The organism is Variovorax paradoxus B4, from assembly GCF_000463015.1.
Lineage (GTDB): Bacteria > Pseudomonadota > Gammaproteobacteria > Burkholderiales > Burkholderiaceae_C > Variovorax > Variovorax paradoxus_E.
In genome coordinates this window covers 2024391-2045206 of sequence record NC_022247.1, presented here as the reverse complement: position 1 = coordinate 2045206, position 20816 = coordinate 2024391, and the positions used below count along the sequence as shown (strand labels likewise).

At 64.6% G+C, this 20816-nt stretch carries 23 protein-coding genes; 10 read left to right on the top strand and 13 right to left on the bottom strand.

Annotated elements, in window-relative coordinates; all coding sequences use genetic code 11:
* Window positions 1-19 precede the first annotated feature (19 nt).
* The 3 genes from thrC to VAPA_RS09450 all read right to left on the bottom strand — a co-directional run bounded on the left by thrC (window position 20) and on the right by VAPA_RS09450 (window position 4097).
* Window positions 20-1435 carry a threonine synthase gene (thrC, locus tag VAPA_RS09460; RefSeq protein ID WP_021006541.1) on the bottom strand — a complete coding sequence of 472 codons (1416 nt, stop codon included), beginning with the start codon at window positions 1433-1435 and terminating at the stop codon, window positions 20-22.
* A 21-nt stretch (window positions 1436-1456) separates the two neighbouring features.
* Window positions 1457-2779 carry a homoserine dehydrogenase gene (locus tag VAPA_RS09455; RefSeq protein WP_021006540.1) on the bottom strand — a complete coding sequence of 441 codons (1323 nt, stop codon included), beginning with the start codon at window positions 2777-2779 and terminating at the stop codon, window positions 1457-1459.
* An 88-nt stretch (window positions 2780-2867) separates the two neighbouring features.
* The gene (locus tag VAPA_RS09450; protein WP_021006539.1) at window positions 2868-4097 is read right to left on the bottom strand and encodes a pyridoxal phosphate-dependent aminotransferase; all 1230 of its coding nucleotides are present in this window, start codon (window positions 4095-4097) and stop codon (window positions 2868-2870) included.
* Window positions 4098-4199: 102 nt separating this feature from the next.
* On the opposite strand from VAPA_RS09450, the gene VAPA_RS09445 reads away from it, so the two are divergent.
* The 7 genes from VAPA_RS09445 to VAPA_RS09415 all read left to right on the top strand — a co-directional run bounded on the left by VAPA_RS09445 (window position 4200) and on the right by VAPA_RS09415 (window position 9424).
* Window positions 4200-4580 (top strand): Mth938-like domain-containing protein, encoded by a 381-nt coding sequence (locus VAPA_RS09445; RefSeq protein ID WP_021006538.1) that lies wholly within the window; start codon window positions 4200-4202, stop codon window positions 4578-4580.
* A gap of 133 nt (window positions 4581-4713) precedes the next feature.
* Window positions 4714-5190 (top strand): peroxiredoxin, encoded by a 477-nt coding sequence (locus VAPA_RS09440; RefSeq protein ID WP_021006537.1) that lies wholly within the window; start codon window positions 4714-4716, stop codon window positions 5188-5190.
* 211 nt (window positions 5191-5401) lie between these two features.
* Window positions 5402-7183: a PhoH family protein gene (locus VAPA_RS09435; RefSeq protein WP_021006536.1), complete on the top strand. Its 1782-nt coding sequence runs from the start codon at window positions 5402-5404 to the stop codon at window positions 7181-7183.
* 151 nt (window positions 7184-7334) lie between these two features.
* A complete protein-coding gene (locus VAPA_RS09430; RefSeq protein ID WP_021006535.1) occupies window positions 7335-7706 on the top strand; it encodes a VOC family protein in 372 nt (123 codons plus the stop codon).
* Between the two features lie 8 nt (window positions 7707-7714).
* On the top strand, window positions 7715-8164 hold the full coding sequence (locus VAPA_RS09425; RefSeq protein WP_021006534.1) for an EVE domain-containing protein: 450 nt from the start codon (window positions 7715-7717) through the stop codon (window positions 8162-8164).
* A 23-nt stretch (window positions 8165-8187) separates the two neighbouring features.
* Window positions 8188-8655 carry a GyrI-like domain-containing protein gene (locus VAPA_RS09420; RefSeq protein ID WP_041946060.1) on the top strand — a complete coding sequence of 156 codons (468 nt, stop codon included), beginning with the start codon at window positions 8188-8190 and terminating at the stop codon, window positions 8653-8655.
* Between the two features lie 55 nt (window positions 8656-8710).
* On the top strand, window positions 8711-9424 hold the full coding sequence (locus VAPA_RS09415; protein WP_021006532.1) for a helix-turn-helix transcriptional regulator: 714 nt from the start codon (window positions 8711-8713) through the stop codon (window positions 9422-9424).
* Between the two features lie 13 nt (window positions 9425-9437).
* Here VAPA_RS09415 and dnaB read toward each other — a convergent pair whose 3' ends face one another.
* From dnaB to ppsA, 7 genes are all read right to left on the bottom strand, one after another.
* Window positions 9438-10847 (bottom strand): replicative DNA helicase, encoded by a 1410-nt coding sequence (dnaB, locus tag VAPA_RS09410; protein ID WP_021006531.1) that lies wholly within the window; start codon window positions 10845-10847, stop codon window positions 9438-9440.
* 170 nt (window positions 10848-11017) lie between these two features.
* Window positions 11018-11470: a 50S ribosomal protein L9 gene (gene rplI, locus VAPA_RS09405; protein WP_007830783.1), complete on the bottom strand. Its 453-nt coding sequence runs from the start codon at window positions 11468-11470 to the stop codon at window positions 11018-11020.
* A 12-nt stretch (window positions 11471-11482) separates the two neighbouring features.
* On the bottom strand, window positions 11483-11764 hold the full coding sequence (gene rpsR, locus VAPA_RS09400) for a 30S ribosomal protein S18 (protein ID WP_007830781.1): 282 nt from the start codon (window positions 11762-11764) through the stop codon (window positions 11483-11485).
* 21 nt (window positions 11765-11785) lie between these two features.
* Entirely contained in the window at window positions 11786-12103 is a 318-nt protein-coding gene (gene priB / locus VAPA_RS09395; RefSeq protein ID WP_021006530.1) for a primosomal replication protein N, read from the bottom strand.
* Window positions 12104-12107: 4 nt separating this feature from the next.
* A complete protein-coding gene (gene rpsF, locus VAPA_RS09390) occupies window positions 12108-12482 on the bottom strand; it encodes a 30S ribosomal protein S6 (protein WP_012746958.1) in 375 nt (124 codons plus the stop codon).
* Between the two features lie 114 nt (window positions 12483-12596).
* The gene (locus VAPA_RS09385; RefSeq protein ID WP_021006529.1) at window positions 12597-13130 is read right to left on the bottom strand and encodes a hypothetical protein; all 534 of its coding nucleotides are present in this window, start codon (window positions 13128-13130) and stop codon (window positions 12597-12599) included.
* Between the two features lie 218 nt (window positions 13131-13348).
* Entirely contained in the window at window positions 13349-15742 is a 2394-nt protein-coding gene (gene ppsA / locus VAPA_RS09380; protein WP_021006528.1) for a phosphoenolpyruvate synthase, read from the bottom strand.
* Between the two features lie 191 nt (window positions 15743-15933).
* On the opposite strand from ppsA, the gene ppsR reads away from it, so the two are divergent.
* Window positions 15934-16755, top strand: a complete 822-nt coding sequence (ppsR, locus tag VAPA_RS09375; RefSeq protein WP_021006527.1) for a posphoenolpyruvate synthetase regulatory kinase/phosphorylase PpsR — start codon at window positions 15934-15936, stop codon at window positions 16753-16755.
* Between the two features lie 36 nt (window positions 16756-16791).
* On the opposite strand, the gene ahpF is transcribed toward ppsR, so the two are convergent.
* Both ahpF and ahpC read right to left on the bottom strand, forming a co-directional pair.
* Window positions 16792-18363 carry an alkyl hydroperoxide reductase subunit F gene (gene ahpF / locus VAPA_RS09370; RefSeq protein ID WP_021006526.1) on the bottom strand — a complete coding sequence of 524 codons (1572 nt, stop codon included), beginning with the start codon at window positions 18361-18363 and terminating at the stop codon, window positions 16792-16794.
* A gap of 91 nt (window positions 18364-18454) precedes the next feature.
* The gene (ahpC, locus tag VAPA_RS09365; RefSeq protein WP_021006525.1) at window positions 18455-19027 is read right to left on the bottom strand and encodes an alkyl hydroperoxide reductase subunit C; all 573 of its coding nucleotides are present in this window, start codon (window positions 19025-19027) and stop codon (window positions 18455-18457) included.
* Between the two features lie 244 nt (window positions 19028-19271).
* Between ahpC and bfr the strand changes: the two genes are divergently transcribed.
* Window positions 19272-19748 carry a bacterioferritin gene (bfr, locus tag VAPA_RS09360; RefSeq protein ID WP_021006524.1) on the top strand — a complete coding sequence of 159 codons (477 nt, stop codon included), beginning with the start codon at window positions 19272-19274 and terminating at the stop codon, window positions 19746-19748.
* 24 nt (window positions 19749-19772) lie between these two features.
* Here bfr and VAPA_RS09355 read toward each other — a convergent pair whose 3' ends face one another.
* Window positions 19773-20327, bottom strand: a complete 555-nt coding sequence (locus VAPA_RS09355) for a cytochrome b/b6 domain-containing protein (RefSeq protein WP_021006523.1) — start codon at window positions 20325-20327, stop codon at window positions 19773-19775.
* A 187-nt stretch (window positions 20328-20514) separates the two neighbouring features.
* Between VAPA_RS09355 and VAPA_RS09350 the strand changes: the two genes are divergently transcribed.
* Window positions 20515-20787: a (2Fe-2S)-binding protein gene (locus tag VAPA_RS09350; RefSeq protein ID WP_021006522.1), complete on the top strand. Its 273-nt coding sequence runs from the start codon at window positions 20515-20517 to the stop codon at window positions 20785-20787.
* Window positions 20788-20816 lie beyond the last annotated feature (29 nt).

Below are 20816 nucleotides of genomic sequence, written 5' to 3'. Positions count from 1 at the left end.
GCGCGGCGTGCGGCAAGGGTCAATCACAGTTCTGCGCGATGTATGCCTTCACGGCCTCGGCATCGGCCGGGAGCTTCACCACCCGCTTGGGCAGCGCTTCGATGCCTTCGAACCTGGCCGGCCGCGCAGGCTCGTGCCCGAGAGCTTCCACCAGCGTGGCCGCGAATTTGATCGGCAGCGCGGTCTCGAGCACCACCATCGGCACGCCGGGCGCCAGGTGCTCGCGCGCGGCCTTGAGGCCGTCGGCCGTGTGCGGATCGACCAGCGTGGCAAAGCGCTTGTCGGTGTCGCGGATGGTGGCGAGGCGGTCGGCATGCGTGCTGCGGCTGCTCTTGAAGCCGAAGCGTTCCGCGGCCTGCCTGAACGCGGGGTCGCCGCTCAGGTCGAAACGGCCCTGGCGGCCCAGATCGTCCACGAACAGCGAGCGCAGCTTGCCGGCGTCGCGTCCCACCAGGTCGAACACGAAGCGCTCGAAATTGCTGGCCTTGCTGATGTCCATCGACGGGCTCGAGGTTTCGTGCGTATCGGCCGCCGCGCGCACGCGATAGATGCCGGTGCGGAAGAATTCGTCGAGCACGTCGTTCTCGTTGGTGGCGACCACGAGCGTCTGGATGGGCAGGCCCATCATGCGTGCCACATGGCCCGCGCAGACGTTGCCGAAGTTGCCCGAGGGCACGGTGAAGCTCACGGGCTTGTCGTTGCTCGCCGTGGCCTGGAAGTAGCCGGCGAAGTAGTAGACCACCTGCGCGAGCAGCCGCGCCCAGTTGATCGAGTTGACCGTGCCGATGCGGTACTTGCGCTTGAAGCCCAGGTCGTTCGACACCGCCTTGACGATGTCCTGGCAGTCGTCGAACACGCCGGCGATGGCGATGTTGTGGATGTTCTCGTCCTGCAGGCTGAACATCTGCGCCTGCTGGAAGGGGCTCATGCGCCCGTCGGGCGAGGTCATGAAGACGCGCACGCCCTTCTTGCCGCGCATGGCGTACTCGGCCGCGCTGCCGGTGTCGCCGCTGGTGGCGCCCAGGATGTTGAGCTCGGCGCCGCGGCGGCCCAGTTCGTACTCGAACAGGTTGCCCAGGAGCTGCATCGCCATGTCCTTGAAGGCCAGCGTGGGGCCGTTGGACAGGGCCTCGAGGTACACGCCGTCCTCGAGCTCGCGCAGCGGCACGATCTCGTCGGTGCCGAACACCTCGGGCGTGTAGGTCTTGGCGCAGATCGCCTTCAGGTCGGCCGGCGCAATGTCGTCGATGTAGAGCGAGAGGATCTCGAACGCCAGTTCCGCATACGGCAGGCCGCGCCATTTGGCGAGTGTGGCGGTGTCGACTTGCGGATAGTGCTCGGGCAGGTACAGCCCGCCATCGGGCGCGAGGCCTTCCAGCAGGATTTCGCAGAAACGCTTGCGGTCGGGGTGCCCGCGGGTGCTCAGGTAGTTCACGGTAGGTCTCTTGTGCCGTCCTCAGGACAGCTCTTCCTTGCGGATGCGCACGATCGGCTGCAGCACCGTGGGCAGTGCCTGCAGTTCCGCAAGCACGTCGTTCACCGTGCCTTCGCGCGCGTCGTGCGTGAGGATGATCAGGTCGGTCTGGGTGGAGCCCTCGCCGCCCACTTCGTCGGCTTCGCGCTGCAGCACCGCGTCGATGCTGATGCCGGCGGTGGCCAGCAGGCCCGTCACCTTGGCGAGCACGCCGGCCTGGTCGGCCACGCGCAGGCGCAGGTAGTAGCTGGTGACGACCTCGGCCATCGGCAGCACCTTCAGGTCGCTCATGGCGTCGGGATGGAAGGCCAGGTGCGGCACGCGGTGCGCGGCGTCGGCCGTGTGCAGGCGGGTGATGTCGACGAGGTCGGCGATCACCGCGCTGGCGGTCGGCTCGCTGCCCGCGCCCTTGCCGTAGTACAGCGTGGTGCCGACGGCGTCGCCATGCACGACCACGGCGTTCATGGCGCCTTCGACATTCGCAAGCAGCCGCTTCGACGGCACGAGCGAGGGATGCACGCGCAGTTCGATACCTTGCGCGGTGCGCTTGGTGATGCCGAGCAGCTTGATGCGGTAGCCGAGCTGTTCGGCGTACTTGATGTCCTGCGCCGCGAGCTTGGTGATGCCTTCGATGTGCGCCTTGTCGAACTGCACCGGGATGCCGAAGGCGATCGCGCTCATCAGCGTGACCTTGTGGCCCGCGTCGACGCCCTCGATGTCGAAGGTGGGATCGGCTTCGGCATAGCCCAGGCGCTGCGCCTCCTTGAGCACGGTGGCGAAATCGAGCCCCTTGTCGCGCATCTCGGAGAGGATGAAGTTGGTGGTGCCGTTGATGATGCCGGCCAGCCACTGGATGCTGTTGGCCGTGAGGCCCTCGCGCAGCGCCTTGATGATCGGGATGCCGCCGGCCACCGCGGCTTCGAAGGCCACCATCACGCCCTTGGCATGCGCGGCGGCAAAGATCTCGGTGCCATGCACGGCGAGCAGCGCCTTGTTGGCCGTGACCACGTGCTTGCCGGCCGCGATCGCCTCGAGCACCAGCTGCTTCGCAATGCCGTAGCCGCCGATGAGCTCGATCACGATGTCGATGTCCGGGTTGGCGATGACTTCGCGCGCGTCGGCGACCACCTTCACGCCTTCACCGGCCACTTCGCGGGCGCGGGCGGTGTCGAGGTCGGCCACCATCGTGATCTCGATGCCCCGGCCTGCACGTCGCTTGATTTCTTCCTGATTGCGCAGCAGCACCTTGAAGGTGCCGCTGCCGACCGTGCCTGCGCCGAGCAGGCCTACTTGGATGGGTTTCATTGGGAGATTCGCGTGGATGGTTCGTATGGGGTGGAAAGGAAGGGGCCGCCGGCCGCCGCGGCCAACCGCGCGGCGAGCGGGCACGCCATCAATCCGTCTTGCTGCGCAGGCGGTACAGCTCCAGGAACTTGGCGATGCGGTTGATCGCTTCGCGCAAGTCGTCCTCGTGGGGCAGGAACACGATGCGGAAGTGGTCCGGCGTCGCCCAGTTGAAGCCCGTGCCCTGCACCAGCATCACCTTGGTTTCCCTCAGCAGCTCGAGAAAGAACTGCCGGTCGTCCTCGATGGGGTAGACCTTGGGATCGAGCTTGGGAAACATGTAGAGCGCGGCGCTCGGCTTGACGCAGCTCACACCCGGAATGGCCGTGATGAGCTCGTAGGCCAGGTCGCGCTGGCGCCGCAGGCGGCCGCCGTCGCCGACCAGGTCGTTGATGCTCTGGTAGCCGCCAAGTGCGGTCTGGATGGCCCACTGTCCGGGCACGTTGGCGCACAGGCGCATGTTCGAGAGCATGTTCAGGCCCTCGATGTAGTCCTGCGCCCGCGCCTTGTCGCCCGAAACCACCATCCAGCCCGCGCGGTAGCCGCACGAGCGGTAGCTCTTGGACAGCGAATTGAAGGTCAGCGTGAGCACGTCGGTCGAAAGGCTCGCGATCGCGGTGTGCCTGACGCCGTCGTACAGCACCTTGTCGTACACCTCGTCGGCGAAGATCACCAGGTGGTGCTCGCGCGCAATGGCGACGATGCTCTTGAGCAGTTCGTCGGAATAAAGCGCACCGGTCGGATTGTTCGGATTGATGACCACGATGCCCTTGGTGCGGGGCGTGATCTTGGCGCGGATGTCGTCCAGGTCGGGCATCCAGCCGTTGGCTTCGTCGCAGACGTAGTGCACCGGCTTGCCCCCGGACAGGCTCGAGGCGGCCGTCCACAGGGGATAGTCGGGTGCCGGGAGCAGCATTTCGTCGCCGTCGTTCAGCAACGCGTTGGTGGCCATGGCGATCAGTTCGCTCGCGCCGTTGCCCAGGTAGATGTCCTCGAGCGTGACCCCTGCAACGCCCTGCTTCTGGGTCTCGTGCATCACGGCCTTGCGGGCCGCGAAGATGCCCTTGCTGTCCGAATAGCCCGCCGACGCCGGCAGGTTGCGGATCATGTCCTGCTGGACTTCCTCCGGCGCATCGAAGCCGAACACGGCCAGGTTGCCGATATTGAGCCTGATGATCTTCTGGCCCTCTTCTTCCATCTGCTTCGCGGCGTCCATGATGGGGCCGCGGATGTCGTAGAGCACGTTGGCCAGCTTGGCCGATTTCTTGAACTGCTTCAAAAGGCCCTCCCGGGCGCGGGTTACTACTCGAGGTCGAAAGGCCCTTGGGGGCCTCGTGTCACTGGGAAAACCTATAATTTGACCACAGTTCCCAGTGCCCCGATGAAGCTCCAGCCCGACAAATCCGACGCCCAGTCCCTTACCGCGCACGGCCCCGGGTGGGTCGCCATCAACAACGAAAAGGTCGAGGGCAGCGTGGTGGTGGGCTCGCGCGGCGAGCGCTTCGAATGGAATTGCACCCGTTTCGACCAGCTCGGGCCCGAGCATTTCGCTCAACTTGCGTCACTTGGCGCGGAATTGGTCATTTTTGGAAGCGGATCACGCATCCGGTTCCCGCAGCCTGCCTGGCTCCAGCCCCTGATGTCAAAGCGCACCGGCGTGGAGACCATGGACACCCCCGCAGCCTGCCGTACCTACAACATCCTGGCCGGCGAAGGCCGCCACGTCATAGCCGCCCTCCTCGTGGAACCGCCCGAGCACTGAGGGAGGGGTTTTCGGGGTAAAATACCGGGTTGCGAACAGGCCTGCTGCTCCAGTTAGCAACGACCAATCCTCCATTCGTCGAGTGTGCTCCAAAGCGCTCGATCAATGGAAACCAACGGAGAAAACAAGTTTCATGGCGATCGTTGTCAACAAACCCATTCCTGAATTCGACGCCAACGCCACGGGCGGACTGAAAGTCTCGAATACCTCTCATCTCGGCCACGTGCTGGTCATGTATTTTTACCCGAAAGATAACACTCCGGGTTGCACGACCGAAGCCATGCAGTTTCGCGACCGTTACAAGGACTTCGAGAAGGCCGGTGCCACGGTGTTCGGCGTGTCCCGCGACAACATGAAGTCGCACGACGAGTTCAAGGCCAAGCTCGAACTCCCGTTCGAACTCATCGCGGATACCGAAGAAAAGATGTGCCACATGTTCGGCGTGGTCAAGAACAAGATCATGTACGGCAAGAAGGTCAAGGGCATCGAGCGCAGTACCTTCCTGATCGGCGCGGACGGCGTCCTCAAGGCCGAATGGCGCGGCCTCAAGGTTCCGGGCCATGTCGACGACGTGCTCAAGGCCGTCAAGGCGCTCAAGAAGGCCGCCTGACCGTCACGAGAAGCGCAGCCTGTGCGCTTTTGCATCGCGCCGTGGGGAATGCCCAACGGACTTTGCAAAGAGCGCAAGACGCGTCACCGGCGGTGTGCATAATGGCCTCATGCCGTTGAGCTCCACGACCGCATCCCCCGAACAAAGCCGCCTTGGTCTACAGGCGGCTTTTTCGTTTTCTGGTTTCCACTTCCTGCGAGCGATCTGACACATGCCATTGCCTCCCGCCCCCACGAAACGCGCCGCATTGCTCTCGCCGGATGCGCACGATGCACCCGCCCGCTCCTCGCACAGGGGATCGCGCCGCTCGGGCGAATCGCGCACCGATTCGGCGTCATCGAACGGCTCCCAGCCATTGGAATTGTTCGACCGCCACGCCGCCGATGCGGTAGGCGGTGGCACCGAGGCCGCGCCGCCGATGCGCGCCAGGTCGAAAACCGCCCCCTCCCGCGGCCAGCGGCAGCAACCCACGGCACGCCAGGAATCCGAAGCGCCGCCGCCAGCCGTCCAGGTGTCCGCACCGCAGCAAATTGCGGCGGCGTCGCAGGCGCCGGCGCGGCCCAAGCGCAGCAAGTCCAACGGCCCGGCCAAGCTGTTCGTGCTCGACACCAATGTGCTGCTGCATGACCCGATGTGCCTGTTCCGCTTCGAGGAACACGACATCTTCCTGCCGATGATCGTGCTCGAGGAGCTGGACGGCCACAAGAAGGGCACCACCGAAGTCGCCCGCAACGGCCGCCAGACCAGCCGCACGCTCGACGCCCTGGCGGCAGCCCAGGACGCCGACATTGGCAAGGGCCTGAAGCTGGACACCACGGGCCATCGCGAGGCCGGCGGCAAGCTGTTCTTCCAGACCGCACCGCTCGACTATTCGCTGCCGATCAGCCTGCCCCAGGGCAAGGCCGACAACCAGATCCTCGGCGTGGTCCATGCATTGCGCGACCTCTATGCCAACGACCAGCCCGGCCGTCCGAAGCAGGAAGTGGTGCTGGTGTCGAAAGACATCAACATGCGCGTCAAGGCGCGCGCCCTCGGCCTGGCCGCCGACGACTATCAGAACGACAAGACGCTCGAAGACGGCGACCTGCTCTACGCGGGCTCGCTCGCGCTGCCGGCCGATTTCTGGACGCGCCAGAGCAAGACGGTCGAAAGCTGGCAAAGCGGCAGCAACACCTTCTACCGGGTCAGCGGACCGCTGGTGCCCAACCTCTACATCAATCAGTTCGTCTATTTCGAAGCGCCGGGCGAACCGAGCATGTACGCACGCGTCACCGAGATCCGCGACAAGACCGCGGTGTTCAAGACGCTCAAGGACTACAGCTCGGGCAAGAACGCGGTGTGGGGCGTGAACACGCGCAACCGCGAGCAGAACTTCGCGATGAACCTGCTCATGGACCCCGAAGTCGACTTCGTCACGCTGACCGGCACCGCCGGCACCGGCAAGACGCTGATGGCGCTCGCCTCGGGCCTCACGCAGGTGCTCGACGACCGGCGCTACACCGAGATCATCATGACCCGCGCCACGGTGAGCGTGGGCGAGGACATCGGCTTCCTGCCGGGCACCGAGGAAGAAAAGATGGGCCCGTGGATGGGTGCGCTCGACGACAACCTCGAGTTCCTGGCCAAGGGCGACGGCGGCGGCGCCGGGGAATGGGGCCGCGCGGCCACCAATGAGCTGATTCGAAGCCGCATCAAGGTCAAGAGCATGAACTTCATGCGCGGCCGTACCTTCCTGAACAAGTACGTGATCATCGACGAGGCACAGAACCTGACGCCCAAGCAGATGAAGACGCTGATCACCCGTGCGGGCCCGGGCACCAAGATCATCTGCATGGGCAACCTCGCGCAGATCGATACGCCGTACCTGACGGAAGGCTCCTCGGGCCTCACCTTCGCGGTCGACAAGTTCAAGGGCTGGCCGCACGGCGGCCACATCACGCTGGCGCGCGGCGAGCGCTCCAGGTTGGCCGACTTCGCGAGCGACGTGCTCTAAGAGCCGCCGGTTCGCGGCTGTCAAAAGCCCGCGATGCTCCCAGGAGCACCGCGGGCTTTTTTCGTCCGCGGTGACAGCCTCCTGACAAGACGCTGTCAGGAGGCCGCCCGCACCATCAGGGCTCCTTCAACGCAACGAAAGCGAGTCCTCCATGCAAAACGCCGTCAACTGGTTCGAGATTCCGGTCACCGACATCGACCGCGCCCAGGCCTTCTACGAAACCGTGCTCGGCCGCACGCTGCGCCGCGAAAACTTCGGCGGCCAGACGCTGGCCATCTTTCCCTACGACAACCCCGCCACCGGCGGCGCCCTGCAGGCCGGCGCGAACGCCAGCGCACGCGCGGGCAGCGGCATCCGCATCTACCTCGACTGCATGCCGAGCATCGACGCCGTGCTGGCGCGCGTCGAAACGGCAGGCGGCCAGATCGTCGCGCCCAAGTCCGCGCTGCCGCCAGGCATGGGCTTCATCGCCCATCTGCGCGACACCGAAGGCAACGAAGTCGGCCTTCACGCCATCGCCTGAATCGCACCATGGCACAGCGCAACTGGATTGCCGTGGCCAGCGCCGAGCACGCCCGCCGCGGGCGCGACCACAAGCCGCTCGGCTTCATGCAGGTCGGCCACGGCAAGCTCGGTCCGCTCAAGCGGGTTGCGGCAGGCGACCGCGTGGCCTACTACGCGCCGGCCACGGTCTTCGGCGGTACCGACAGGCTGCAGAGCTTCGTCTCGATCGGCATCGTGCGGCCGGGCGCACCGTATGAGGCCGACATGGGCAACGGCTTTGTTCCATGGCGGCTCGACGTGGCCTACGCGGCCTCCCGCGAAACGCCGATCGCGCCCTTGCTGGACCAGCTGGCCTTCATCGAGAACCCCAGGCAGTGGGGCTACAAGTTCCGCTTCGGGCTGTTCGATGTCCCCGACGCCGACATGATGCTGATCGCCCGGGCCATGAAAGCCGACCTGAAGGCGCTCGCGCTCTGAGCACCACAATCCCCACATCACCCATGCAGAAGAGAACCCCGATGGAACCCGTGCGCCAGCAACATGACGCTTTCCAGGTCGCAGGCCTCACGGTCCGCACCACCAACCGCGAAGAGAACGACCCCGCGGGCGCGCGCATCGGCGCCCTGTGGAATCGCTTCTTCGGCGAAGAGACATACCGATCGACGCCCGGCCGCACCGGCGATGCCCGCATCTTCGGCGTCTACTCCGGCTACGAGTCCGATGCGCATGGCGCCTTCGATGTGACCGTGGGCGTGGCCGTCTCGGGCGGAACGGGCAGCGTGCCCATCGAGGCCGGCAGCTACCTCGTCTTTGCGGGCCAGGGCGAGATGCCGCAGATGGTGATCGCCACCTGGCAGCGCATCTGGCAGTATTTCGAGGCGAACCCGGAAATCGTGCGCCGCTACCGCAGCGATTTCGAAGCCTACGAGGGGCCGGACAAAGTGGCGATCCATATCGGAGTCTCATGAGCACACGCCAGGGCTGGCCCGACGGCTTCGCTGGAATATCCCAGGGAGCGCACTGATGCGCCGCGCCGACCGCCTGTTCCAGCTCGTGCAGATCATCCGCGGGCGCCGGCTCACCACGGCGGCCTTCCTGGCGCAGCGCCTCGAGGTGTCGGAGCGAACGGTCTACCGCGACGTGGCCGACCTGCAGCACCAGGGCGTGCCGATCGAGGGCGAGGCCGGCGTGGGCTACAGGCTGGGCGCGGGTTTCGAGCTGCCGCCGCTGATGTTCACGCAGGACGAAGCTTCGGCGCTCGTGGCGGCGGCCCGCCTGGCGCAGAGCTGGGTCGATCCGGCCCTGGCGCGTGACATCGAAACCGGGCTGGGCAAGATCCTCTCCGTGCTGCCGCCGGCGGCACGCGTCTCGGCCGAGGCGCTCGCACTCTACGCCCCCGCGCTGGGGCTGGGCGATGCCTTGCGCGCGCGGCTGCAGACGCTGCGCGAAGCCGTGCAGGCGCGCCAGAAACTGCGCCTTCACTATCGCGACGTTTCGGGTGATACCAGCGAACGCACCGTGCGTCCGCTTGGCTGCTTCTATTGGGGCAAGGTCTGGACGCTTTCGACCTGGTGCGAACTGCGCAACGACTTCCGGGGTTTTCGCATCGACCGCATGGATGCGGTCGACGTGCTGCCCGAACGCTTTCGCGACGAAGCAGGCAAGACGCTGGCCGACATGCTGCGCCAGGTGAAGGCGCGGACGGCGGAGGCCAAGCTGCTGGAGCAGCAGAAATGAAGGCGCGGCGGCGTCAGTAGTCGTCGTTGTTGCCGTAGCCGGCCAGGTTCTCGAACTTGGTGAGCGGCTTGAGAAAGGCGAGCTTGACGGTGCCCGTGGGCCCGTTCCGGTGCTTGCTGATGATCACCTCGGCCACGCCCGGCTCCTTGCTGTTCTTGTCGTAGTAGTCGTCGCGGTAGATGAACATGATGATGTCCGCGTCCTGCTCGATGGCGCCGGATTCGCGCAGGTCGCTCATCATGGGGCGCTTGTCGGTGCGGCTTTCGACGCCGCGGCTCAACTGCGACAGCGCGATCACCGGGCACTTGAGTTCCTTGGCGAGCATCTTCAGGCCGCGCGAGATTTCGCCCACGGCCGTTGCGCGGTTCTCGTCGCTCATGCTGCTCGACACGCTCATGAGCTGAAGATAGTCGACCACGATCAGGCCGAGGCGCCCGTACTGGCGCGCCAGGCGGCGCGCATTCGCACGCAGCTCGCTGGTGGTCAGGCCCGGCGTCTCGTCGATGTGCAGCGAGACGTTGCGCAGCTTCTCGATGGCTTCCGTGAGGCGCGGCCACTCTTCATCGCTGAGCTTGCCGGTGCGCAGGTGCCCCTGGTCGATGCGCCCGATCGAGCCGACGATACGCACCGCCAGCTGCGACGCACCCATTTCCATCGAGAAGACCGCCACCGGCAGCCCTTCGTTGAGCGCCACGTGCTCGGCGATGTTGATGGCCAGCGAGGTCTTGCCCATGGAGGGGCGCGCGGCCAGCACGATCATGTCGCCCGGCTGCAGGCCCGAGGTCATCTTGTCGAACTCGTAGAAGCCGGTGCGCACGCCGGTGATGTCGTTCGGGTTCTCCGCCATCTCGGTCACGCGGTCGAGCAGTTCGACGACCAGGGCATCCATGCTCTGGAAGCCCTGCTTCATCCGCGTGCCCTCTTCGCCGATGTTGAAGATCTTCTGCTCGGCCTCGTCCAGGATCTTGTCGACCGACTTGCCCTGGGTGTTGAAGGCGTTGGTCGCGATCTCGTCGCTCGCGGAGACGAGTTTTCGCAGGATCGAGCGTTCGCGCACGATCTCGGCATAGCGGCGGATGTTGCTCGCGCTCGGCACATACTGCGCGAGCGAATTGAGGTAGACCAGGCCGCCGATTTCATCGGCCTTGCCCAGGCCCTGCAGCTGTTCGTAGACCGTGATGACGTCGGCCGGCTTGCTGGCGTTGATCAATCCGCCGATCGCGGCATAGATCAGCTTGTGTTCGTGGCGGTAGAAGTCGCCATCCACCAGCAGGTCGCCCATGCGGTCCCAGGCACCGTTGTCGAGCAGCAGGCCGCCGAGCACGCTCGACTCGGCCTCGATCGAGTGAGGCGGAATGCGAAGCTGGGCAACTTGACGATCGGCCGACGGATCATTGTCGGCATAGGAAAAAACGGCGGACATGGACTTCCCTTGCAACCCTGCATGCTAAGCCGCGCACGCGCTGGCGTGTGTGGACAAGGTTGTGAATAAACAGTGATCTTTCAGTGCATCGCGCTGGAAAACCGGTGCGCAGAAAGACAAAAGCCGCCCGGAGGCGGCTTTTGCGGCAGCACACAAGGCGCTGTGGATGATCAGGCGGTTTCGCCGTAGACCGTCACGGTGATGTCGACCACCACGTCGGTGTGCAGCGCAACGCTCACGGTGCTGTCGCCGACGACCTTGATCGGGCCGTTGGGCAGGCGCACTTGCGACTTGGCAACCTTGTAGCCTTGCTTGCCCAGTTCTTCGGCGATGTCGCCGTTGGTGACCGAGCCGAACAGGCGGCCGTCCACGCCGGCCTTTTGGGTCAGCTTGACGGTCGTGCCGCCGAGCTTTTCGCCCTGGGCTTGCGATTCGGCCAGCTTGGCGGCCGCAGCCTTTTCGAGTTCGACGCGCTTGGCTTCGAATTCGGCCTTGTTGGCGGCGGTGGCGCGGCGGGCGCGGCCCGTCGGGATCAGGAAGTTGCGTGCGTAGCCGTCCTTGACCTTGACGATGTCGCCGAGGCCGCCGACGTTCAGGACCTTGTCCAGAAGAATGATTTGCATGGTGACGGCTCCTTAGACGCGGTGCTGGTCGCTGTACGGCACCATGGCCAGGAAGCGCGCGCGCTTGATGGCGGTGTTCAGCTGGCGCTGGTAGATCGCGCGCGTGCCGGTCAGGCGGGCGGGGATGATCTTGCCGTTTTCGCTGATGAAGTCACGCAGCGTGTCGATGTCCTTGTAGTCGATTTCCTCGACGCCAGCGACAGTGAAGCGGCAGAAGCGCTTGCGCTTGAACAGCAGCGACTGGGTGTTGCGCTTCGGGCGCTTGTCTTTGTTGAATTTCTTGAACGTGGCCATTTGGGGACCTCTTGTCGAAAATTAATCTTGCTGAAAATCCTGGATGTGCAGGACCGGATGCTTGCCATTGCCCGGTGTCGCGAGAAAGCCCTGAAAACGCCAGAGACTTCCCATCGACTGCGTTGCGAGCCGTTCGGCGATGGCACCGAAGGCAACGGCCCTGAGGGCCGCTTTCACCTGCCTGGCTTTTCCTGCTTCCTGGAGCGTCGACTCGTGTTCGAGCTTCAGATCGATGGCGGGAAGGCCGGCGGGCGTATATCGCAAGGCTCCGAGTTCGGCAACCGAGGCGCTCAGCAGAAGCTGATTGACTCCGGTTGCCGCAGCAGCGGCAGCGGTCACGCCATCAGCTGTTGTTGGCGGCGTATTCGGCCTGCTGAGCCTTGCGGGCTTCTTCGCGCTCGACCGTCTTCATCATCGACGAAGGACCGGTTTCGGCCTTCTTCTTCTGAACGGTGAGGTGGCGCAGCACGGCGTCGTTGAACTTGAACGCGTGTTCCAGTTCGCCCATCACGGTTTGCTCGGCTTCGATGTTGACGCACAGGTAGTGCGCCTTGCTGAGCTTGTTGATCTGGTAGGCCAGCTGGCGACGGCCCCAGTCTTCAACGCGGTGGACCTTGCCGCCGCCGGCCGTGATGAGGCCCTTGTAGCGCTCCAGCATGGCCGGAACTTGTTCGCTCTGATCCGGGTGGATCAGCAAAATGATTTCGTAGTGACGCATGGCACTCCTTGTGGATTCTTCCGTGGAAGAGGAAAAGCCACCTGCAGCGTCGGGCGCAGTGTGGCAAGGCAAAGCCGGCTATTGTAGCACTGTCGGCATTGCGCGTGTCCAGCGTCAGTCGTTCAGGGCCCGGTCCAGGGCCGCGGCCTTCTCCGCGCCCACCGCGGCGCGTATCTTGGGCGCCAGGGCGACCAGGTCCTCGTAGCTGCTGGTGCCCTCGACCTGCAGGTTGAGCCTGAAGCCCATCAGGCCGAGCGCACCGGTCAATTGGGTGGCAATGGGATAGGCATCCTTGTAGCGCTGCTGCCTGCTGCGCCCGGAAGGCGGCGCGGGTTCGGCCGCCTTTGCCGCCACCACGGGCGCCTTGCTTGCGGCCGCAGGCGCTTCGGTTGCGGCCGCAGGCGCTTCGGGTGCCTTGGCTAGCTCAGGCGCAGGCGCAGCCGGCTTGCTCCCCGCCACGGGCCCGAGCAGCCCCAGTTCGACCATCTGGTCGATCTCTTCTCGCGCAATTCCCATCCCGGCGGCAAGCACCTCATCGACCGAACGCTTGCCGTCGAACAGGATGAACGCAGTACGCTGGCGCGGCGAAAGCGGCACCGAGCGATCCTTGAGAACCCGCTGTCCGGCGTCTGTCTTGACAAGAATCATGATGGTTTCTTCCGCGAAATACCGGTGGGTGCGGCGACGAGCGGCTTCGCCATGCAATCCGCGAGCGACCCGCCACCCTGCGAATGTCGCAAGTCTGACACGAGTAACACATTCTGATTCAATCGGACAGGCACCGAAGCGGGAATTTCCCGATGAGGATTCCCGCAGGGGCGGCCGCGCGGCGGGGGCATGCCCCCCGCGCCCGCCGCCTTCCGTTGTCAGCGCTTGGCGAGCTGCTGCCAGGTGTCGATGACGCTGTCCGGATTGAGGGAGATCGACTCGATGCCCTGCTCCGCCAGCCAGAGCGCGAAGTCCGGGTGGTCGCTGGGGCCCTGGCCGCAGATGCCGACGTACTTGCCCTCGGCCTTGCAGGCCTTGATGACGCGGCTCAGCAGCGCCTTGACGGCCGGGTCGCGCTCGTCGAAGTCGGCGGCCAGCAGCTCGAGCCCCGAATCGCGGTCCAGCCCGAGCGTCAGCTGGGTCAGGTCGTTCGAGCCGATCGAGAAGCCGTCGAAGTACTTCAGGAACTCTTCCGGCAGGATGGCATTGCTCGGCACCTCGCACATCATGATCAGCTTGAGCTCGTTCTCGCCGCGCTTCAGGCCATGTTCGCCAAGCAGCGTGGTCACGCGTTCGGCCTGGCCCAGCGTCCGCACGAAGGGCACCATGATCTGCACGTTGACCAGGCCCATGTCGTTGCGCACGCGCTTGAGCGCCTCGCATTCCATGGCAAAGGCCTCGCCGAAATCCTTGCTCAGGTAGCGCGCGGCGCCACGGAAGCCGAGCATCGGGTTTTCTTCTTCCGGCTCGTAGCGGCTGCCGCCGATCAGCTTGCGGTATTCGTTCGACTTGAAGTCCGACAGGCGCACGATCACCTGCTTGGGCCAGAAGGCCGCGGCAATGGTTGCGATGCCTTCGGCCACCTTGTCGACATAGAAAGCGCGCGGCGAGGCATGGCCGCGGGCCACCGATTCGACGGCCTTCTTCAGGTCGTTGTCGACGTTCGGGTAGTCGAGGATCGCCTTCGGGTGCACGCCGATGTTGTTGTTGATGATGAACTCGAGCCGCGCCAGGCCGACGCCATGGTTCGGCAGCTGCGCGAAGTCGAAGGCGAGCTGCGGGTTGCCGACGTTCATCATCAGCTTGATGTCGATCTCGGGCATCACGCCGCGCTGCACTTCGGTCACCTCGGTTTCGAGCAGGCCGTCGTAGATGAAGCCGGTGTCGCCCTCGGCGCAGCTCACGGTCACCAGCGTGCCGTCCTTCAGCAGGTCGGTGGCGTCGCCGCAGCCGACCACGGCCGGAATGCCGAGTTCGCGCGCAATGATGGCCGCGTGGCAGGTGCGCCCGCCGCGGTTGGTGACGATGGCGGCGGCGCGCTTCATCACCGGTTCCCAGTTGGGGTCGGTCATGTCGGTGACCAGCACGTCGCCGGCCTGGACCTTGTCCATTTCGCTGATGTTGTGCACGAGCCGCACGGGGCCGGTGCCGATTTTCTGGCCGATGGCACGACCTTCGGCGAGCACCGCCCCCTTGCCCAGCAGCTTGTAGCGCTGCTCGGCCTTACCCTGCTGCTGGCTCTTCACGGTTTCGGGGCGCGCCTGCAGGATGTAGAGCTGGCCGTCGGTGCCGTCCTTGCCCCACTCGATGTCCATCGGGCGGCCATAGTGTTCTTCAATGACGAGCGCATATTTGGCGAGTTGCTCGACGTCGGCGTCGCTGAGCGAATAGCGGTTGCGCTGCTCGGTCTTGACGTCGGTGGTCTTCACCAGCTTGCCGGTGGCCTTTTTCTCCTCGGGCGACGCGAACTCCATCTGGATCAGCTTGGAGCCCAGGTTGCGGCGGATCACGGCTTTCTTGCCGGCACGCAGCGTGGGCTTGTGGACATAGAACTCGTCGGGGTTCACGGCGCCCTGCACCACCGTTTCACCGAGGCCGTAGCTGGAGGTGATGAACACCACGTCTTCGAAGCCCGATTCGGTGTCGATGGTGAACATCACGCCGGCCGCGCCGAGGTCGGAGCGGACCATGCGCTGCACACCGGCCGAGAGCGCGACCACGTCGTGCGCGAAGCCCTTGTGCACGCGGTAGCTGATGGCGCGGTCGTTGTAGAGGGAAGCAAAGACTTCCTTCATCTTGTGTAGCACGTCGTCGATGCCGACCACGTTGAGGAAGGTTTCCTGCTGACCGGCAAAAGAAGCGTCCGGCAGGTCTTCGGCCGTGGCCGAGGAACGCACGGCGAACGAGGCGGCGGGATTGCCGGCGCTCAGTTTCGCGAAGGCGTCGGCAATGGCTTTCTGCAGGTCGGCCGGGAAAGGCTGGGCCTCGACCATGGCACGGATCTCGGCACCGGCCGCGGCCAGCGCCCGCACGTCTTCGGTGTCCAGGGCGGCGAGCCGCTTGCTGATCTTGTCGGCCAGGCCGTCGTGGGCCAGGAACTGGCGGAACGCGTGCGCCGTGGTCGCGAAGCCCGTGGGCACCCGCACGCCCTGCGGCAGCTGCGAGATCATTTCGCCGAGGCTGGCGTTCTTGCCGCCGACCGACTCGACGTCGGTCATCCTCAGGTTTTCAAACGGTACGACCAGGGCGGTCGCGTCGAAAAGTGCAGACATGGGAAAGCTCCAGAAGTTGAAACCGGTGCTGCATGCAGACGGCGCGGCACGATCGTTGTCGTTGCTTTGGGTGCTGTCGCGGTGTGCATGGAAAGAATTGGGGGGTGGGAAAGCGGATTCCCGATAATGGCCCGGATTGTAGGCGTGGCGAGATTGCACGCGCCGCAGGACAAGGCCGCAAGAGCAACACCATGCATACACGCACCGTTTTCTTCATTTCCGATGGCACCGGCATCACGGCAGAAACATTTGGTAACGCCGTGCTGGCCCAATTCGAGATGAAACCGCGCCATGTGCGGCTGCCGTTCACCGACACGGTCGACAAGGCGCACCAGGCGGTACGGCAGATCAACCACACGGCCGAGCTGGAAGGCGTGCGCCCCATCGTCTTCACGACGCTGGCGAACATGGAAGTGCTGGAGGTGATCGAAACCGGCTGCAAGGGCATGCTGCTCGACATGTTCGGCACCTTCGTGCGGCCGCTGGAGATCGAGCTGGCGGTGAAATCGAACCACCGCATCGGCCGCTTCAGCGACGTCAGCAAGAGCAAGGAATACGATGCCCGCATTGCGGCCATCGACTTCAGCCTGGCCCACGACGACGGCCAGAGCAACCGGGATCTCGAAGGCGCCGACGTGATCCTGGTGGGCGTGAGCCGCAGCGGCAAGACGCCGACTTCGCTTTACCTGGCGATGCAGCACGGCCTGAAGGCGGCCAACTACCCGCTGATTCCCGAAGACTTCGAACGCCGCCAGCTGCCGCCGGCCCTGATGCCCCATCGCAAGAAGATCTTCGGGCTCACGATCCAGCCCGAGCGGCTGAGCCAGATCCGCAACGAGCGCCGGCCGGATTCGCGCTACGCCAGCCTCGAGAACTGCCGCAACGAGGTGAGCGAGGCCGAGGCCATGATGCGCCGGGCCGGCATCCGGTGGCTGTCGACGACGACCAAGTCGATCGAGGAAATTGCCACCACCATCCTGCAGGAGCTGAAGCCGGAGCGGCTGACGTACTGATCCGGGCGCCCGGATCAGGTCCGCCGCAGCCGGCCTTTAGACGGTCGCCTGCTCGACCGGGGCCGAGGTCCGGATCAGGTGATCGAAAGCACCGAGCGCCGCCTTCGCGCCGTCGCCGGCCGCGATGATGATCTGCTTGAACGGCACGGTCGTCACGTCGCCCGCGGCGAATACGCCCGGCACCGAGGTCTGGCCCCTGGCGTCGACCACGATTTCGCCGTGCTTGGTCAACTCGACCACGCCCTTGAGCCAATCGGTGTTGGGCACCAGGCCGATCTGGATGAACACGCCTTCGAGTTCGACCTTCTTCAGCTCGCCCGTCGCGCGGTCCTTGTAGACCAGGCCGTTGACCTTCTGGTCGCCGGTGATCTCGGTGGTCTGCGCGTTGGTGAACACGTCGACGTTCTTCAGGCTCTTGAGCTTGCGCTGCAGCACGGCGTCGGCGCGCAGCGCGGTGTCGAACTCGATCAGCGTGACATGGCCCACGATGCCGGCCAGGTCGATGGCCGCCTCGACGCCCGAATTGCCGCCGCCGATCACCGCCACGCGCTTGCCCTTGAACAGCGGGCCGTCGCAATGCGGGCAGTAGGCCACGCCCTTGTTCTTGAACTCGTGCTCGCCGGGCACGTTGATGTTGCGCCAGCGCGCACCGGTCGAGATGATGATCGATTTGCTCTTCAGCGAGGCGCCACTCTCGAGCTGGACCTCGATGAGGTCCTTGCCCGGCACCAGCGCCTTGGCGCGCTGCAGGTTCATGATGTCGACGTCGTAGTCGCGCACATGCTCTTCGAGGGCGTGGGCGAACTTCGGTCCTTCGGTCTCCTTGATCGAGATGAAGTTCTCGATGCCCAGCGTGTCGAGCACCTGGCCGCCGAAGCGCTCCGAGGCCACGCCGGTGCGAATGCCCTTGCGCGCCGCATACACGGCAGCCGCGGCACCAGCGGGGCCGCCGCCGACGATCAGCACGTCGAACGGGTCCTTGGCGGCGATCTTCTTCGCTTCGCGCTCGACGCCGCTGGTGTCGATCTTCGCGAGGATCTCTTCCAGGCTCATGCGGCCCTGGCCGAATTCGGTGCCGTTCAGGAACACGGTGGGCACGGCCATCACCTGGCGCTCCTTGACCTCGTCCTGGAAGGTGCCGCCCTCGATCATGGTGGTGCGGATGCGCGGGTTCTGGATGGCCATCAGATTCAGCGCCTGGACCACGTCGGGGCAGTTGTGGCAGGTGAGCGAGACATAGATCTCGAACTCGAAGTCGCCGTCGAGTGCGCGGATCTGGTCGAGCACCGCCTGTTCGACCTTGGGAGGATAGCCGCCGACCTGCAGCAGCGCGAGGATCAGCGACGTGAATTCATGACCCATCGGCAGGCCGGCGAAACGCGGGCCGTGGTTCTCGCTCGGGCGGTTGACCGAGAAAGAGGGCTTGCGATGGTTGTCGTCGCGGCTTTCGGTCAGCTTGACCAGCGGCGACGCTTCGGCGACGTCCTTCAGCAGCGACAGCATTTCGCCCGAGGCCTTGCTGTCGTCGAGCGAGGCGACGATCTCGATCGGCTGCGTGGCGCGTTCGAGGTAACTCTTCAATTGGGCTTTGGTGCTGGCGTCGAGCATGACGGACTCTCTTTCGATAACTGAAAACTATCAACGGGGGACAAAAAAGCCCGGGGCCTCGTGAGCGCCCGGGCTTTCGCGCGGGGGACGCTTAGATCTTGCCGACGAGGTCGAACGAAGGCTTCAGCGTTTCGGCGCCTTCGGTCCACTTGGCCGGGCAGACTTCACCGGGGTGGGCAGCCACGTACTGGGCAGCCTTCACGCGGCGCAGCAGCTCCGCAGCGTCGCGGCCGATGCCGTTGTCGTGCACTTCGATGGTCTTGATCTTGCCTTCGGGATCGATCACGAAGGTGCCGCGGTATGCGAGGCCGGCGTCTTCGCCTTCTTCGATCAGCACCTGGAAGGCGCGGGCCAGTTGCTGGCTCGGGTCGCCGATCAGCGGGTACTTGACCTTGCCGATGGTGTCCGAGGTGTCGTGCCATGCCTTGTGGGTGAAGTGGGTGTCGGTCGACACGCCATAGATCTCGACGCCGAGCTTCTGGAATTCAGCGTAATGGTCGGCCAGGTCGCCGAGTTCGGTCGGACACACGAAAGTAAAGTCAGCCGGGTAGAACACCACGACCGACCATTTGCCCTTGAAGTTGTCGTTGCTGACGGGCACGAACTTGCCGTTGTGATACGCGGTGGCCTTGAAGGGAATGATTTCGGTGTTGATCAGGGACATTGCTGTTTCCTTGGTGGTGGCTAATGAAAGAACGAGCCATGAGTATAACTACCAATCTCAGCAATTTGATAGTTATCAACTATTAAAAGTATTGCAGCTTGCTATGTTTGCGATGACCACGCCGAGATCGAATACGAACGTGTATCACCATCAAACGCATGCAGACCGGCGCAGCATGGGATTGCTTGCAAGGGCTTGCCCACCCCTCTCACAATCGGTGCTTTCAGAACAAGGAAAAAAAAACATGAAGGGCGACCCCAAGGTCATCGAACATCTGCAGGCGCAGCTCAAGAACGAGCTCACCGCAATCAACCAGTATTTCCTCCACTACCGCATGCTCAAGCATTGGGGCTTGGACAAGCTGGCCAAGAAGGAATACGAGGAATCGATCGGCGAAATGAAGCACGCCGACAAGCTGATGGACCGCATCTTCATGCTCGACGGCCTGCCGAACCTGCAGGACCTGGGCAAGCTGAACATCGGCGAAGACGTGCCCGAGCTGCTGAGCTGCGACCTGGGCGCCGAAACTGGCGCGCAAGCCACGATCAAGGACGGCATCGCGTACTGCGAGACGGTGCGCGACTACGTTTCGCGCGACCTGCTGCGGGAAATCCTGGACGACACGGAAGAGCACATCGACTTCCTCGAAACCCAGATCGACCTGATCGACAAGGTCGGCGTGCAGAACTATCTGCAATCGCAGATGGGCGAAATCAGCTGATTCGACAAGGCCGGGGCGGCGTTCTCAGTCGGCGTCGCCCGGTTCCCGCGGGCGCTTGCGCCCGCTGAACATGGCGGCAACCAGGTTTTCCCTGTGCCGCCAACTCGTGAAAGCCACTCCGGCCAGATGCAGGGCGATCAGCGCCACCAGTGTCCAGGCCAAGCTGCGGTGGAGCCATTCCACCCACGCCAATCCCCAGAACATGTCGAGCGAGTACATCCATCCCGTGACGCCCACAACCGCCACCGTGGCGAGCAGGGCAACGACCATCCAGCCGCCCAGCGGGTTGTGGCCCAGGTAGCGCTTTTTGCGCCGGGCAAGCACCTCGGCCGCGTAGCGCCGCACCTGCGCGGGAGACCGGACGAACTGCCGGAACCTCGCATGGCGTCCGCCCAGCCAGCCGCCAATGCATCGCCCGGCAATCAGGGCCAGCGCGGCATCGCCCGCCAGTTCATGCAGCTGCAACAAGGCCTCGCCGCTGAACCACGCCACGGCAACGGCCGCGACCAGCGCCCAGTGCGTTGCGCGCAGCCAAGGCGCCCAGACCTGCGTCGACGCACGCTCGGGAGCCGCACGCACCGCGCGGTTGCTCAGGACGGCTGCTTCACCTGCCCGACCTTCTCGAAGGTCTTGGGATCAAAGAACGCCTCGGTGCGCTGGCAGCTGGCTGGGGCCGGTGCGGGGGGATAGTTATTGAAAATGCGAGAGATTCGTATTTATAATAGGCTCGTACCCAACCAGCCAGCCAACTGCCGCTTTCACCGCCATGATCGTTTGCGTCTGCCGCCGAGTCTCCGACCGTGAAATCGCACGTCACGTGCGGGCCGGCATGACTTTCGACGAAGTCCAGTTCGAGCTTGGCGTGGCCACCCAGTGTGGCCAGTGTGAAGGCTGTGCGCGCGATATCGTCGCGCAGTGCAGCGCCTCCCACCCGGTCGCCGCGTTGAATCGCGAATCGGGAACGAGTGCGATCCAGCTTGCCACCTCCATCACGGAAAGCAAGGCATGGAACTCTTCTCGGCACTCGGCGGCAGCCTGATACTCGTTGCAGGCTCGGCCTGGTGGATC